This is a genomic window from Gammaproteobacteria bacterium, assembly GCA_019748175.1.
Taxonomy (GTDB): domain Bacteria; phylum Pseudomonadota; class Gammaproteobacteria; order JAIEPX01; family JAIEPX01; genus JAIEPX01.
Window position 1 is genome coordinate 92,660 of sequence record JAIEPX010000008.1, and the last position, 16,907, is coordinate 109,566.

Sequence of the window (16,907 nt, forward strand, 5' to 3'; positions counted from 1 at the left end):
TCAGGGGTGCTTTTTTTAGCTCCCATACTCTACATTATAGCAGATTCTGGGAAATCAATGGCTCTTTAAAGATAACTACTAACGGCTATTCTCGCGTTTTCACTTCGCCATTGAAATAGACCCCATCTTGACCAAAAAGCCTGAATACGTTAGGTTGGGACGTTTGGGAGGTGGTATGCCAATATACGAGTATCAATGTGCCAATTGTGGCCAAAAAACCGAAGTTATTCAAAAAATTAGCGATGAACCATTGCAGCATTGTGAAGCTTGTGGCAAGGATTCGCTCGAAAAACTAATTTCAGCGACCCATTTTCAATTGAAAGGCAGTGGTTGGTATAAAGCGCCAACGACTGAAAAAAGTGCTGGTGCTGGTACTGAAAGTGCTTCAAAATCTACGGCTGCTGAATCAAGTGCTCCGTCGAGCAGTGTTGAGAAGCCAGTCCCAAAATCAAATAAGGATAAGTAGTGAAAAATCGCGCGGCTTTACGCCGTTATGTTGTTGCCGGTGTTTTAGTGTGGGTACCTATTTGGGTAACCCTCTTAGTGCTTCGTTTTATGGTTGACTTATTCGACACCATCTTGGAATTTTTTCCTCATCAATTACAACCCGATAATTTCCTGGGATTTCATATACCCGGTTTAGGATTAATTTTTGCTGTGATTATTGTGGTGATTACGGGGATGTCGATAACGAATATTTTGGGTAATCGTCTGGTGGAGTACTGGGAATATCTTTTGTCTCGCATCCCTTTGGTTCGATCAATTTATCAGGCGGTAAAGCAAGTATTAACAACCGTTTTTTCTTCTTCAGAAGAATCATTTCGAAATGTGGTGTTAATAGAATATCCGAGAAAAGGACTGTGGAGCGTCGCCTTTCAAACAGGTTCTGGATTTCATTATGCGGATGGAATGAATGGTGAAGAAATGATGACGGTTTTCATTCCCACAACGCCCAACCCTACCTCAGGATTTCTATTGATTGTACCACGTAAAGATACCGTAAAAGTCAATTTAGGTGTTGATGAGGCACTGAAAATGGTTATATCCTTGGGCGTAGTAATGCCTCATGATATAGAGAAGATTAACGATTAATTGTAATTGGATAAAAAGCTATGCGTACTCATTATTGTGGTCAAGTCACAGAATCTTTAATTAGTCAGCGCGTTGAATTATGTGGTTGGGTTCACCGACGACGTGATCACGGTGGTGTGATATTCGTTGATCTTCGTGATCGCGAAGGACGCGTTCAGATTGTTTTTGATCCCGAAAATGTGGCTACTTTTGCAGTAGGGGAAAGTTTAAGAAATGAATTTGTGATTAAAATTGTTGGTGTGGTTCGACATCGCCCTGAAGGAACAGTGAATCCTGATTTATTTACCGGTGCTGTTGAAGTTTTAGTACAAGAAGTAGAATTATTAAATCGTGCGGATCCCGTTCCTTTTCGAATTGATGAACATCAAGAAGTGAGCGAAGATGTACGATTGCGTTATCGTTATATCGATTTGCGTCGGCCTGAAATGGCTCAACGAATTGCTTTTCGTGCGAAAGTCACGCGTACAATGCGGCATTATTTAGAAGAACACGGATTTTACGACGTAGAAACACCTATACTAACGAAATCAACTCCAGAAGGAGCGCGTGATTATTTAGTGCCTTCTCGTGTTCATCCAGGTGAATTTTATGCCTTACCTCAATCACCACAAATTTTTAAACAATTATTAATGGTCGCGGGTATAGATCGATATTATCAATTGGCACGATGTTTTCGTGACGAAGATTTACGCGCCGATCGTCAACCTGAATTCACTCAGCTCGACTTAGAGATGTCATTTATTCAAGAAAAAGATATTCAACAGATTGTCGAAGGTTTGACGCGAAAACTATTTGCAGAGTTATTGGATGTAACCTTGCCTGAACCTTTTCCACACATGACGTATGCTGAAGCCATGCAACGATTTGGTGTGGATAAACCCGATTTACGAAATCCTCTCGAATTAGTGGATATCGGCGATTTAGTTCAAGATGTCGAATTTAAAGTATTTTCAGATGCTGCAAAAGATCAGCGATGTCGAGTGGCAGCGTTACCAGTGCCGAGTGGAGATAAACTCAGTCGAAAAATGATTGATGATTACGGAACATTTGTCGCCATTTATGGCGCTAAAGGTTTAGCGTATATTAAAGTGAATGATCGAAGCGCTGGAAAAGAAGGCTTGCAATCCCCTATTTTGAAATTTTTACCTGATGATGTTGTAGAAAATATTTTAGTGCGATGCAATGCAAAAACAGGTGATGTTATTTTCTTTGGTGCGGATACAATTAAAGTTGTTAATGAGGCTTTAGGTGCGTTGCGATTAAAAGTGGGCGAAGATTTGGGCATTGTTGAAGGTGGATGGCGACCATTGTGGGTTGTAGATTTCCCCATGTTTGAGCGAGAAAGTTTAACGGGACGTTGGCAATCAACGCATCATCCTTTTACGGCGCCTTCAATCGACGATCCAGAAGAATTATTAAAAGATCCCGCGCAAGCTTTATCACGCGCATACGATTTAGTGTTGAATGGATCTGAAATAGGTGGTGGATCTATTCGTATTAATAATATTGCGCTACAAAATACAGTCTTTAAATTGCTCGGTTTTACTGAAGAACAAGCGCATGCGCAATTTGGGCATTTAATTACAGGATTGCGGATGGGTGCGCCTCCTCATGGCGGATTTGCATTTGGATTAGATCGTGTTGTCATGATGATGACAGGTGCGACATCGATTCGTGATGTGATTGCATTTCCAAAAACACAATCAGCGCAATGTCCATTGACTCAAGCACCAAGTGAGGTAGACACGCAGCAGTTAGTTGATTTGGGCATACGAATCAATAAACCAATTCCGCAAAAAACAGAGTAGTGCAGCGGTAGAACCAGGGCCAACCTCATCAACCTTGAGGGAAAATTCAATGAAAACGACTCTGAATAGTAAAGAAAGTTTGCTGCAGTTGTTGCATGATTATCAACCTGAGAGTCAGGAACAAGAGCATTATCGCGAATTGATTATTCGTTTTATTCAAGACCATCCTGATTATTTATCGCGAAATAATTTTTATGGACATATAACGCCGTCTGCATGGGTCATCGATCCTGCCGGTGAAAAAGCCTTGCTGACGCTGCATAGAAAAATTGGTTTGTGGTTGCAGTTGGGTGGGCATACTGATGACAATCCAGATTTACTGGCTGTGGCCTTACGAGAAGTCCAAGAAGAATCGGGTCTCACGAATCTAAAGCTAGTCATCCCGGGTATTTTTGATGTGGATGTGCATCGCATTCCTGCAATAGGGCAAGAGCCTTCGCATTATCATTTTGACATTCGATTTTTTTTACAATTGCAAGAACACCAGCCATTGGTGATCAGTGATGAATCCCTCGATTTAGCCTGGCATACCGCTGACGAAATCCACCGTTTGGATACCGATGCATCAGTTTATCGCCTGTGCAAGAAATGGCAAGAACATAGCAATATCCAGGATATTCCAGGCTAGCGCACACCTGCTAATTTTTCATGATTATGGCCTGTTTTTGGCTCATGACTTGACATTTGTGCCTCTGCATGGTCTAATGTACAGCTCAAAATAGCTCGGGTTATTAGCAGGTTGTTAACATGTCGCAAATCAAGAAAGAATTAGACAGTTTTACTATCAAAGAATTAAGAGCAACTGTAAAAGCTGTATCCGCTAATCAAAAAAATGATGGCTGCCTTCCAATTAAGGGGGGAGTACTGATTTTAGATTTTCAAGCATTGTTTGCCTCAGATTATTATGGAAAATGGTATCTTATAGGGGGTGAAACGACTCGTAAGATATTAAAAAACCTTCATCAAAATAACGTTCAGATTTGTCTCATCTATTATGGTGACAAAAAGATAGCCAATGCCGGTCTCGAGTTATTAAAGCAAGAAAGAATTTCACACTATTTTCAATTCTTATTATATTCTTACCATTACGATAATAAAAAATCACTGTTACAAGCCTGTCGTTCCACGTTTGTCCCAGAGAAGAAAAATCATCAGGAGTATATTGGTCGTTTAGTTTTCCTTGGTCATCAAAGGAGAGACATGATGGCTAACAAAGAATTATATTTAACGGGGATTCTAGCGACGTGCAATTCATTGAATGGAAATGTTAAAAACAAAGAAGAGTTATTTTTTGGTTTGGGATCTGTGCAACAGCATTTTGGCCTGCGTAAGATAAAGACAAATTCTCAAATAAACACAGCCGTTGATGATTTCACTGTTGCAGAAGTTGAAGAAAATAAAAATACAACGTGGTTGTCTCGTGCTTGGCAAAATTTTATTAACAAACTGGGTGATTATAAAGTCGATCCCAGAGTGCCTATACTTGAAGAAGCAAAACCGGTTCCGGCTACTTTTTCTCAGTGGATATTGCGTAATTTTTTCTTTCCTTCCTGGTGGAAGACATGGAATTATGATGGATTTAAATCTGCGTTAACTACCGCATTTTTAGTGATAGTGGGATTTGATGGGTATGATTGTACAACGGGCCAAGTCGTTTATGCAGACGATACGAGAAAAGACAATGAGGATAAACGATATTTAGGTCGTTATATTAACAAAAGCCTCTTGAAAGCGGCATTTTTTGGATTACCTTCTCGTCCTACTGCGTATCCTGCAGCCTCTGGAGCAGTGGTTCCTGATTTAACGCGCTTGCAATTGTTAAGTAATTTTGTGGGTGGGATCGATTGGAACGAAAAAACACCTGAAGAAAAGAAAATGCTACAAGGCATATTTTTTATTAGATTTCCGCTGGTTGTTGTATTCAATCTCATTACTTGGCCAATTAAAATTCTCCTCAATTGTGTGAGGATGGTTAGTGAATTGCTTCCTTGGATTACAACCATAGTTATTTTCAGTGGGTTGTTAAGAACGCTTTTTGCTGCCCATGAATTTTATCAGTTCGGAGTTCATTTATATAAGGTCGAAGCTCCTAAAGAAGAAATTCTCGATAATTTACTAGGATGGCCGAAATATTGGCTCAGTAAGATTGGAATGGTTTTGGCGATGTTTCCAATGCTTCTGGCGGGAGTTTTGTCCTTAGCTGTTTTTTCTATTTATACCGTTTTTAATATCGCTTTTTTCATTGGTAGAGCAGCAACTTCGCCAGCACAGACGATGCTAATGGCCTTTGCAAATGGAAAGTCGCTTACCATTTCTCGTTTTGGGCCTGTTGTTGAAACAATGATCAGTTATTTCGTTGGTGGATTATGTGCAATTCTGAGCATCAGTGTATCAATTAGTATTTGGGCACTCGTATTCCCACTTGTTTATGGTGCAGTCGTTTCGTTCACGCCGCTTGTAGTCTTACAAAAAGTGAATTTGGTTTTACAATTCCCTGTGGTGACTTCTTCGTTGAGTTGGGTACAAGGAATTTTCTTTACAGTAAAACCAATTTTTATGTCAATATTTGGATTTGCATTAACAAGTGTTTCAACGTTTGTAGGCATCGATATTACATCGCTTGCGATTTTGGGAATACTATTGGTTGCAGTGGTTGTTCCTCTTGCAATCGTTACGAACAAGCTGTGCAATGTGTGGGCAGATTGGCATGAGACTAATGCAATTGTGGATACAACAGCAAAATCTGCACACGATGAAATTATTTTGACCGATGCGGATTTTGAGGAACGAGATTATAGTTATTCAATCGACGATGACAAAAAAGACAGTAGCTTTTATAGTAGATTCATTGAATCCAAATTGACCGCAGTGGCAAGGTTTTTTAGCGGACATTCCGCCGCTACTGAAGAAAAAGTAAAAATTAAACGTCAGATAGAGGGAAGTGCGTATTATGCTGCAAACGGAGTGGATAGGGCTGCTCTAAGAGCTCAGCAAGGAGAAAACCATATGAAGGGAAATAGGCCGCTTTCTCCCTTGAAAATAGAATTTGATTTTGATCAACTTGAACAGAAGCTTTAGTGGGCTGAGTGAATAAACGTATCAATTAAAAACCATATTAAAAACCCGATTGGGATTGCTGCTTTTATCGCTTTTTTCCGTGATTTTTTTTGTCGGAGCTTCTGCCAATAATATGACCAACGATGTTGTCGAATCAGATATTTAATAACATACTTGCTGGGAAAAGACGGAACACCTAAGGGTGAATATTCGTGTGCCGTAATATCGGGACAATGATTTGCTTCAATAATACAGCCCCCTGATTTTTCAATCGGGATTTCAAGATCTTCACAAAGATAATCAAGCCCTACCAATTTCAAATTGAGCACTTTTGAAGCATGGATAGCAAAATCTGCATTTTCTTTGCAAATCGCTGTTCTATGTAGACCTACGACAGTTCCACCTACCGCTGCGTTGCACGTCAATCGAATTGGGATTTCCTGATTCAACGCAGGAATATCTGTTGGGCTAATTTTCATCTCACGAAAAATTAAGTCGGTTTCTTCCGTCATAATGATTTTTCCGAATGGCATTTTTAAATTTGGTTCTTCCCTTTTTTTATTTTCAATTTCGATGAGCTCGTGAATGCTGCTTTTACCATCTCCTACCACATGTGCAGGTATGCGTTCCATTAGCGCTATGACTTCACCATTAAACACTAAAACTCGAAAAGATCTTAAATTACCGTGGTATTCTTCAATACTGATGCAAGGATATTTTTCATACGATTTGCGCAACAGAGTATATAATTCTGTTACATTGGGAATTTTGCAGATGACTCCAGTGCCATACCCGGTACCCCAGGTTGGTTTGATAACGACTGGAAACCTCAAATCATCGACAAATATATTCCCATCATAAAAGTCTTCTTTTGAATAAGCTTTAGCCTTAGGTACTGGTATTCCTTCTTTGGACAAGAGCTGATTAGCGATGTGCTTATTGGATGCTATTTCCACAGCTACGATGTTGTTCAGGGGAACATCTCCCTGTTGGAAATACACCTGCTGCTGGCCAAATTTGACAAAAAAACCAGGGATCTCAGGAACGAGAACCGGGTCTAAACCATATTCCTGGCATCGTTTATAATAAACTCGCGCAACCTTATGCATACTGTTCCTTCCTTGGTTGTATTAACAGCTGAATAGTAGCTCACTAAGAAAGAGGATGCGAGGGGGCCGATCTAAGTTTGATGAGTTCTCAGAGGCTAGGGGGTCAAAACTATACCGATTTGTCTATTTATCAAGATTTGACCTCTTGATTCTTTTAATGAAGTGTTGGAACTTGATCATTTTCAACAGATGAAGTTAATTCTTCAGGTTGGTACTCGTCATCCTTTGTAGACCAAAAACCAATAGAAAAAGAAGTCCAACCTGCTACGCCTAAACCAGCTCCAGCAGATAGACCTATTGTTCCTAACGGAGCAAACACGCCTGTGGTTAGAGCGCCTGCACTAACTGCAATAGTCAAAACACTGAGTGCCATCAAAGCGATACCCAAACCTGTTAATATTAAGTTTAATGCTTTCCAAGCAGGCGAATCTTTTACAGAGTGATTTAAGTGCAGCGCTTGATTGACACGATTATACTCTGCTAATAGCAGAGTTAAATTATTATGAGCTTCTTTTATAGATTCAGAGTTTTGATTTTCTGAATCGACGATAATTGAAATTTGAGAGTGCAGTTCATTTGCTTTGGTAATAAAGTGTTTCATTTCTAAATATTGAGATGAAAGAGGTGAAAGAATAGTAATTAAATTTCCAAGCTCTCGATGTTGATTTCTCAAATCGTTTAATGCTTTTTGTTGATCTACAGAATTTTGAGAAAAATTATTTTTACTCTCATTCAAAGATTGAGACAATTGACTTAAAGAAGAAGTTTCCTCGTTCAATTCATTGAGTACTTGATCTGAAGATTCTGAAATGAAAATTTTAAAAAACTCTTTGAGTGATTGAGTGAGCTGTTGTTTTGCTGCTTCACCTAAATGTGCATTCGTATTAAGTTCATTGTAAATGGCGCGTTCACGCAAATTAATACGAGTTTCTCGATGACGTCCCACACCTTTACGGTATTTTCGATGTAAATCGTTAGCTATAGCCAATAAATGGTGAACTTTTTCTAATGTTTCAAGCGGCTGGTCTTCCTCTAATTTACTTAAACCTAACTCAGCCAATTTTTTCATGCTTGGACTGTTTTCTATAGCAACGGGTGGAAGGATAAATGTTAAAAAGGTTCTAAATATAGGTTTAATGGTGAATGAAAATGGCGTTAAGGCTATTTCTAGAAGACTTCGAATCGAAGTGAGGAGTCCGTCTGCGAATCGAGTAGGGCTCAGTGTAAAAAAACCTACGATAAGCTTGCCTGGACCAACAAAAGCATGAGCAACCCCGACCAATGGTAGTTTGAAATCTTGTGAAATTTGGTATTCACCATGATAAGGCTTGATAAAATCTACAAATAATTTACGCACTTTTTTAAAAGTATGTCGTAAAGGAACAGTAGAAAATTGCCCAAATTTAACGGGATCGTATGCGCGATGAGGATACATTTTTGAGTGTTTACGCTTTTGTATACTATCTCTTGTGTTCTCTCTAAGACTATCAAATAAACCTTTAAGCGCTAACTCATTGTCTTCTGGATGTTCCCTAAAGGATGCATTTTTGATCCATTGTGCAGATTCGACCGCTTTTTGAGCTCTTCTGATACGCTTTCTACTATACTCCGCAACTTCATGTACTTTTCGTGGTGCAAAATTATTTAAAAACCATTCTTGATAAGCTGCTAAGGTAAGAGCTATTTTTTTGGGGTCATTTTCTTTAATAGCTTCAGCAATTTGAGAGATGAATATCGCTGTGGCCTCTATGCCTGCATTTAAACCTTTGAAATACGATAATCCTAATGCAGCATCTCCTACAAGAAGAACAGGGGCATGATCGTCTTGTCGAGTGGTATATACTGCTTGTGCGTGAGTTGCAGGAGTTTCATTTACGCTAATACGTATAGAGTTCTCATCGATAGTCAGCCCCTTTTTTTGACAGGCCATTCTCTCCTTATTTAAATAACCGTTGATAAAGGCGCCGAGTTTATCGGGTAATGCTTGGTATTGAAATTCAATTTCTTCCAAATCATCCACTTGGTCTTTAGATACAAATGGCTTTGATGGGGTTCTTGATGTTAAATGTTTTAATAATTCGAATTCTTCTTTGGTAATAATTGTTAGTAGAGTGACGGGTGTTTTGCCATTTTCAAAATGCCCAACATTCTCGTTGGCTATTCGACATTGTCTAATCATTTCTTGTACAAAAATGTGTTGCGGAATAGCGGTCGCTTTTTGATCGCCTTCGATTTCGAATCTTAACTGAAGAGCAAAATCGAATTCATGTTTAACTTGATTGCCTTTTGGAAATAAAGTATTGCTGGTGACGCTGCGAGTACCATCAGCACCAATAATCAACCGCGGTGATTTTCCCTTGGTTTGTCTGGCGATTTGGGCGTTCAGAGATTCTCCGTTAATTTTTTCAATGATAATTTTTACGCCGTCCTTTTGAGCAATGGCTTTAAGAGTATTTTCTAATTCGGTTGTGCGGATATGCTGATCTTGAATGAGACGTTTTTCAAGTTTGACGAGATCTTCGTCACTTCTCGCATCTGCAGCATTGATTAACGCCGTTAAATGTTTGTGTTCCATTCGAAGCGTATGGGCACGTTGATAAACTTCGTGACGCTCAAAAACAATCACTTCTAATTGGGGATTTAGTTTTTTAATCGCACAAGCGTGTGCCAATCCAATAGGGCCGCCACCAATAATGATGTAATCAGTGTTATTTTCTGCTTCTTCTGATGCATTTGTTAGTGTAGTTATGGGAAGATCTGCTTCAACGCTGGATACCTCATCTAGATCATCGTTGCTACTATAACTTTCTTCCTCAAGCACAGTGAGCTCTATCTTAGGCAAGCTATTGTACTTATCGAGCTCTGTTTGAGTTAAGTCTCCCGATGGATTGTACAATATTTTAAGTGCAAAATCTTCTGTTACAGAATAAACCACGGTAGAATTGTTACCAATGCATGGGTTTATATAGCATGTGACGAAAAAAGCAGCATTAGGATGTCGCTGGATGAGTGGTTCATTTGTGGTTGAAAAATCATAAATTAATATGTGAGTATTTTCTTTGTGGCCATGCACCTTGGTTAAAGCTTGCATAAGATGATATCGTTTATCAGCATCTTTAACTTGGTAATTTGAGTTAATAAATGAAAACGTAATTTTTTTCTCTAAACTTTGACCTTCAACTGCATCTGATTTTTCAGCACTAAGAAACATTGCATTCAGAAGTGCATCGAGATTAGTATATGATGCATCAATATCTTGAGCCTTAAGTAGCTGAACAGTGCTTTCTGATTTTTCATTCCGACCGATTGTAGAATAGCGATGTGCACCTTCTTGAGCTCCGTTTAATCGAACGAAGGCAAGTTCCATTATTAGCGCAGCTAAATTATCCCAATTTTCTTGTGGATCGTAATATCCTCGATGTAAGTGCATTCCCCCAATTTTAAAAACCTGGGCAGCAAGCGCGCGATCTTTAAATGCCTCCAATGGTAATTTTTCAGCTTGATAACATTGAGCTGGCGTTTTTCCTGCTGTATTTATTTCCGAGAGAAGTTGAGTTACGGCCCGCTCTCCTTGATGTTGATTTACGTGATTAATAATTGCTTCAATAAGTTTATTTTGTCTAAATAATGCGAGTAAATGTAGTACTGTATTACCCGCGATGGTTTTAATTAATAAACTATCCGCATCATAGAACGGTACCAGTTGCATTGCAAAATTAAGATTATAATTTTTTACAGCCATTAATAATGGTGTGTTGCAAACATTTTCAGCGGTGCTTTGTTGTGTTAATAACGGATGTAGATTCTTATTTTCACAGATTTTTTTAAATAAGGCGTCTATAAAAACAGGACAATCATGAATTCCACTATAAAGATCGGAAGTACTGCCGAAATAAACGTTGTGGTTTTGTGGGAGGTCAGATGCAAGAGTTTCTTGGTAGCGAGAAATAGCCCATAAAAAAGCAGTATTTCTGAACATAGGAGAACGAACTGTAAAATCTATTCGAGGATCATTCAATACCAAATTAATGAATTCTTTGCACCGTTCTGAATCATCTGCTCTCTCTGCAAGTAGAAACAGAGCAGTGGGTTCAGTCGCATCGCGACTTGAAAGGTCAGTAGAGTTAGGGGCAGGTATTTTAGGCCAAAGACTAATCAACAGCTCCCAGTTTATGTTACCACGATTCTTATTAAGTTCTTCTTTGAAACTCTGCTCTTCACTGCTTAATCTACGCACTTCTAACCCCATCTCTATTCAATAGTTATTAATATCGAATAATTTACCATATTTAGATATGAAAGACAATGACGGGCAGAGCAAGAATATGAGTCCCAATCCCCAGTAATTACTTTTCAGTGCCATTATTTTTTAAGTGTAGGATCCCACCCAATCACGTTATACAGATAGTACTGTGTTATGTGCAGTAGAGGCTGGCCATTTAATAATCGCAGCTGTCATGCGAGAAACGCAGGTGAGTTTTCCGTCGTCATTCATTAATTCAACATGCCACACTTGAGATGTAGCGCCAATATACAACGGCCTTCCTATTGCGGTAATAATTCCTTCTTTTACAGGTCGAAGATGATTCGCATTAATTTCTTGACCTACTGCTCTAAATTTTTCTCGATCGATGAGTAAATTGGCGCCTAAACTTGCGACAGATTCTGCTAAAACGACATTGGCGCCACCATGCACAATACGAGCAGGTTGAAAGGTTCTATCATTAGCTGGCATTGTGGCCTTTAAAAAATTATCACCGATTTCAGTAAAGCGTATGTCAAGAAAGTCGGCTATTGTGCCTTTGTTTAAATCATTAAGTTGTTCTAGAGTAAAATCATATTTCCAAATAGCCATTATTGCTCTCCTTATTGAAAATGTTGGCGAACCAACGAAATAAATTCAGGTAAAGTTTTACAGCGAGTAGTTTGTAGTGTGAATTCATGATGTGCGTTGATGGCGTGACGTGCATAATATTTTCCGATTTTTCGTGATTGTAACAGTGCCCGAAAATCAGAATCGAGTGAAGCTAATCGTTCGATATGATCAATTAACGTTTCTCCGATAATTGTTGCCGAAGGTTTTTGAAAGGGTTTTTGAGAGAATTCTGATTCTAATTGAGAGAATACCCAAGGTTGTCCCATGCTGGCACGCGCTATCATAACACCTGCACAACCTGTTGCTTCGAACATTTTTTTCAGAGACAAAAAATCTTTCACATCACCATTTCCAATCACAGGAATTTTTACCGCGGACACTAGTCGTTGAATTTGTGTAATGTGACAAGTTTGATCATAATTTTCAGTCCAATGACGTCCGTGTACAACGAGCGCATCAGCGCCTTGTTGTTCGATTATTTCAGCGATGTGAAAATCATCTTGATCATTTTCATTTCCCGCTACGCGTATTTTTACTGATACAGCGGCATTGGTATTTGTGCGTAAAGCCTCTATTAATCGTTTTAATTGATCTGTTTCTTGGAGTAATTTAGAACCCGCTCCTTTGCGACGAATTTTGTTGACAGGACAACCACAATTCAGCTCGATGATTTCAGGTGAAAGTAAGCTGACCTTTTGTGTGGCTTTGGCCAACGTATCAGGATCGCTCGCCGCTAATTGAAAACACAACGCTGATTCGCTGGGGTCACGTTCAAGATAACGTTTCGGTGTTTTTTTGGCCTGAACAAGGTGTGTTGCAGAGACCATTTCAGTGCTGCAATAAGCGGGTTGGCTGAATCGCCACGTTTGCACACGCATGGGGGCACATGTATATCCAGCAAGAGGGCCTTGTATTAGGTTGCTAGAAAATGTGTGAGAGCCTATTATGAGTGGTTTAATCATCATTCCGACTTATTCATTACCTGAAAAGGATGGTACATGAAAATCTCGTTAATTGCAGCAATGGCGCACCATCGAGTGATTGGTAAGAACAATCAACTGCCCTGGCATTTGCCCGCGGATTTGAAGCATTTTAAAGCGCTCACGACGGGCAAGGTGGTTGTCATGGGTCGCAAAACCTTCGAAGCGATAGGCAAGCCTCTCCCGAACCGGAAAAATATCGTGTTGACTCATGATAGGCATTGGAATAGGGAAGGTGTTATTGTTGTGCATAGCTGGGAACAAGCGGTTGCACTGAGTGGTTCAGAGGAAGAACTCATAGTGATTGGAGGCGCTCAGCTGTACGAACAAACGTTATCAAAGGCCTCTACATTCTATTTGACACTGATCGACTCCGACATTGAAGGCGATGCAGTCTTTCCCGAGTGGAATGCCAATGAATGGCAAGAAGTGGAGCGTAATGAGCACCCCGCGGATGAAAAAAACAGCTATAATATGATATTTATTACCTTGAAGCGCATGAGTTAAGCTGGATTGTTGCTAAGGAAGGCATTTTAAATGTTAATTGACAATATTTTACAAGCTGTTGGGAAAACGCCACTCGTTCGTTTAAATCGCATCGCTCAGGAATTAGATTGTGAATTATATGGGAAATGCGAATTTTTAAATCCAGGTGGTTCGGTCAAAGATCGAATTGGTTATTATATGATAGAGGCTGCGGAAAAAGCAGGTAAAATTCGCCCGGGTGACACGCTCATTGAACCCAGCTCGGGAAATACGGGAATAGGAATTGCATTAGCGGCTGTTGTTAAAGGATATAAAGTCATCATTACCATGCCTGAAAAAATGAGCCACGAAAAACAAGTGGTTTTGCAGGCACTGGGAGCGGAAATTGTGCGCACGCCCACCGAAGCTGCTTGGGATTCTCCAGAAAGTCACATTTCAGTTGCAAAAAAATTAAATGCAGAAATTCCCCGTTCTTTTATTCTTGATCAATACAGTAATGAAGCCAACTTAGGTGCGCATTATCATTATACTGCTCAAGAAATTCTGGATGATGCGGGCGATAATTTGGCAATGGCGGTGATCGGAGTGGGAACCGGTGGAACCATCTCGGGCGTGGCAAAAAAATTAAAAGAAAAAAATCCAGAAATAAAAATTATTGGTGTGGATCCTTACGGATCTATTCTTGGTGGTGGAACTGAAGTGTATCCTTACAAAGTGGAGGGTATCGGTTACGACTTTATTCCTGACGTACTCAATAATTCATTAGTCGATCACTATGTTAAAGTGAACGATAAAGATTCATTTCTCATGGCACGACGAATAATTCGAGAAGAAGGCTTACTGGTTGGGGGATCGAGTGGATCAGCGGTATGGGCAGCATTGCAAGCCGCAAAAGAGTTAAAAAAAGGCCACAAATGTGTTATTGTATTACCTGATTCTATACGAAATTATTTAACAAAATTTCCGGATGATGAATGGATGAAGGCTCAAGGATTTCTTTAGGAACTAAGATATGACAAAAAAAATGGATCTTGATACACGCGTAATTCATGGAGGTCAAGCACCTGATCATGAAACGGGCGCTGTGATGATGCCAATCGTCACTTCATCAACCTACGTGCAAGAAAGTCCTGGAAAACATAAAGGATTTGAATATTCACGAAGTCAAAATCCAACGCGTTTTGCTTACGAACGCGCTGTAGCAAATTGCGAATCGGGTGCTGCAGGTTTTGCGTTCGCATCAGGAATGGCTGCCATTTCAACAGTGCTCGAACTATTAAACAGTGGCGATCATGTTGTTGCGTGTAATGATCTTTATGGCGGAACTTATCGATTATTTGCCAATGTTAGAAATCGCTCGAGTGGACTGGAATTTAGCTTTGTCGATATGTGCGATCTTGATGCAGTGCGAGCTGCGATTAATTCAAAAACAAAATTAATTTGGATTGAAACACCGACGAATCCCTTATTAAAGTTAACCGATTTGGCTGCTATTGCAAAATTAGCTAAGCAACATAATTGTATAACAGTAGTAGATAATACTTTCGCTACACCTATCTTGCAGCGTCCTTTAGAACACGGTTGTGATATTGTTCTACATTCGGCAAGCAAATACATTAACGGACATTCCGATGTGATAGGTGGAATCGTAGTGATTGGAGATAACGCAGAATTAATCGATAAAATGCGATATTTACAAAATGCGATAGGAGCCATAGCCTCTCCGTTTGATAGCTACTTGGCGTTGCGTGGATTAAAAACCTTGTCACTACGTATGAAACGTCATTGCGAGAATGCAATAGAAATAGCGCGTTGGTTAGAAAAACACCCGGCGGTTGAGCGGGTCATCTATCCAGGGCTTGCTAGTCATCCACAACATGCACTTGCCACTCAACAAATGTCAGGTTATGGTGGTATGATATCCATCACGTTAAAAACAAATCTTGATGGGACAAAAAAGATGTTAGAGCGTTGCAAAATATTTGCATTAGCAGAAAGTCTAGGGGGTGTTGAAAGTTTGATTGAACATCCCGCGATTATGACGCATGCTTCTATTCCCGCTGCTCAACGACAAGAACTGGGAATATTCGATAATTTTATTCGGCTTTCAGTAGGGATTGAAGCTGTGGAAGATTTGAAAGATGATTTAAATACGGCGTTAACAGGGATCTAATCATGAAATGTGTATCAGTAGGTTTGGCTTTTAGTTTTGATATGGATGTTTTGTTCAAACTATTAGAAAGTCATGGAGTAGTTACTAAATACAGTGATGTTATTCATCTGGTTTATTCGGCTAATCCAGCGGATGTTTTTTTCTTTCCCTATGGTGTGTTTGTGTGTTGGGGATTAGAAAAAGAAGGTGAAGACCTATTGCAATCTGTAGTAAAAAAAGCAGAGTACGAGGCATTAGGTGCATCATCTCGAGATAGTTTTGAGTATGAGTATGGAAAATATGCGAGCATTAAAGATGATTATATGATTCTTCCTGACAATGAAGTAGTGACTAAATTATCGTGCGCACACGCACTGGCTCAATCTATAAAATTAGCAGGCTTTGAAACCATTATTCAAAAAACAACACATACAACACGAGATATTTTGAAAACCTTATCTGCTGAAGGCAAAATTTCGAAATCACGCAAAGAAATTCGTCATTTGATGGGGAAAATATTATTGGATCGAAATTCCATTAATTTACACTTAGAGTTGTTGTACACACCAAAATTTTTCTGGCGAAATTCTGATTTAGAACCACTCTACCAAATGACAACAACCTATGTTGACCTAACAGATCGGGTCGATAATCTGAATCATCGATTAGAAGTCATGCATGAGTTGTTCAATATGTTAGCTGAAGAGCTTAATTATCAGCATTCTGCCTCACTCGAGTGGATTATCATCTTTTTGATTACTTTTGAGGTAATAATTACCTTATGTAGGGATTATTTCCATTGGTTTTAGCATGAAAATGGGGCTTGGTCTAACATTGAACCAAGTTTCAATGTTAGACCAGGCCCCTTACGCATACACACTGCGAGTGCTAACAATTAAAGATACGACGACAAGATCGTATATGATGGGGAAAATATTAATGGATCGAAATTCCATTAATTTACACTTAGAGTTGTTGTACACACCAAAATTTTCCTGGCGAAATTCTGATTTAAAGCCACTCTACCAGATGACAATAACCTATGTGGACCTGAAATAGGGTCGATAATCTGAATCATCGATTAGAAGTCATGCATGAGTTGTTCAATATGTTAGCTGAGGAGCTCAATTATCAGCATTCTGCATCACTCGAGTGGATCATCATCTTTTTAATCAGTTTTGAGGTAATAATTGCTTTGGGAAGAGATTTTTTCCATTGTTTTTAGGGGCTCAACACTTTTTTTTGCAATATCCGAATTGGGGCTTGGCGCGTAGGGCGCAGTAAAGTTACCCGATGTGCAGAGTGCTAATTTACAACCCTATTCTTTTAGCGCCGTCCCCTTCTCAT

General features: G+C 39.5%; 14 protein-coding genes. 10 read left to right on the forward strand and 4 right to left on the reverse strand.

Translation table 11 applies throughout. From position 1 onward, the window contains the following. Positions 1–175 precede the first annotated feature (175 nt). From K2X50_03650 to K2X50_03670, 5 genes are all read left to right on the forward strand, one after another. Positions 176–466: a zinc ribbon domain-containing protein gene (locus K2X50_03650; protein MBX9586331.1), complete on the forward strand. Its 291-nt coding sequence runs from the start codon at positions 176–178 to the stop codon at positions 464–466. A gap of 89 nt (positions 467–555) precedes the next feature. After that, positions 556–1,092, forward strand: a complete 537-nt coding sequence (locus tag K2X50_03655) for a DUF502 domain-containing protein (GenBank protein MBX9586332.1) — start codon at positions 556–558, stop codon at positions 1,090–1,092. A 20-nt stretch (positions 1,093–1,112) separates the two neighbouring features. Continuing rightward, entirely contained in the window at positions 1,113–2,900 is a 1,788-nt protein-coding gene (aspS, locus tag K2X50_03660; GenBank protein MBX9586333.1) for an aspartate--tRNA ligase, read from the forward strand. A gap of 49 nt (positions 2,901–2,949) precedes the next feature. Continuing rightward, positions 2,950–3,528: an NUDIX hydrolase gene (locus K2X50_03665; protein MBX9586334.1), complete on the forward strand. Its 579-nt coding sequence runs from the start codon at positions 2,950–2,952 to the stop codon at positions 3,526–3,528. 119 nt (positions 3,529–3,647) lie between these two features. After that, positions 3,648–5,978, forward strand: coding sequence for a hypothetical protein (locus K2X50_03670; GenBank protein ID MBX9586335.1), 2,331 nt, complete (start codon positions 3,648–3,650; stop codon positions 5,976–5,978). Here the strand turns inward: K2X50_03670 and K2X50_03675 are convergent. The 4 genes from K2X50_03675 to K2X50_03690 form a co-directional block, all read right to left on the reverse strand. Beyond that, on the reverse strand, positions 5,975–7,066 hold the full coding sequence (locus K2X50_03675; GenBank protein ID MBX9586336.1) for a hypothetical protein: 1,092 nt from the start codon (positions 7,064–7,066) through the stop codon (positions 5,975–5,977). The two genes, K2X50_03670 and K2X50_03675, sit on opposite strands and share 4 nt — an antisense overlap. Positions 7,067–7,220: 154 nt before the next feature. Further along, positions 7,221–11,303 carry a hypothetical protein gene (locus K2X50_03680; protein ID MBX9586337.1) on the reverse strand — a complete coding sequence of 1,361 codons (4,083 nt, stop codon included), beginning with the start codon at positions 11,301–11,303 and terminating at the stop codon, positions 7,221–7,223. A gap of 159 nt (positions 11,304–11,462) precedes the next feature. Next, on the reverse strand, positions 11,463–11,921 hold the full coding sequence (locus K2X50_03685; protein MBX9586338.1) for a hotdog fold thioesterase: 459 nt from the start codon (positions 11,919–11,921) through the stop codon (positions 11,463–11,465). 11 nt (positions 11,922–11,932) lie between these two features. Next, positions 11,933–12,820, reverse strand: coding sequence for a tRNA-dihydrouridine synthase family protein (locus K2X50_03690; GenBank protein MBX9586339.1), 888 nt, complete (start codon positions 12,818–12,820; stop codon positions 11,933–11,935). Between the two features lie 120 nt (positions 12,821–12,940). On the opposite strand from K2X50_03690, the gene folA reads away from it, so the two are divergent. Genes folA through K2X50_03715 form a run of 5 tightly spaced genes read left to right on the forward strand, consistent with a single transcriptional unit; the run spans position 12,941 to position 16,619 of the window. Continuing rightward, positions 12,941–13,429: a type 3 dihydrofolate reductase gene (gene folA / locus K2X50_03695; GenBank protein ID MBX9586340.1), complete on the forward strand. Its 489-nt coding sequence runs from the start codon at positions 12,941–12,943 to the stop codon at positions 13,427–13,429. 30 nt (positions 13,430–13,459) lie between these two features. Then, a complete protein-coding gene (locus K2X50_03700; GenBank protein MBX9586341.1) occupies positions 13,460–14,410 on the forward strand; it encodes a pyridoxal-phosphate dependent enzyme in 951 nt (316 codons plus the stop codon). A gap of 10 nt (positions 14,411–14,420) precedes the next feature. Further along, entirely contained in the window at positions 14,421–15,581 is a 1,161-nt protein-coding gene (locus K2X50_03705; protein MBX9586342.1) for a cystathionine gamma-synthase, read from the forward strand. Positions 15,582–15,583: 2 nt separating this feature from the next. Then, complete coding sequence (locus K2X50_03710) at positions 15,584–16,369, forward strand: RMD1 family protein (protein MBX9586343.1); 786 nt, start codon at positions 15,584–15,586, stop codon at positions 16,367–16,369. A gap of 1 nt (position 16,370) precedes the next feature. Further along, positions 16,371–16,619 (forward strand): RMD1 family protein, encoded by a 249-nt coding sequence (locus tag K2X50_03715; protein MBX9586344.1) that lies wholly within the window; start codon positions 16,371–16,373, stop codon positions 16,617–16,619. The last annotated feature ends 288 nt before the right edge of the window (positions 16,620–16,907 follow it).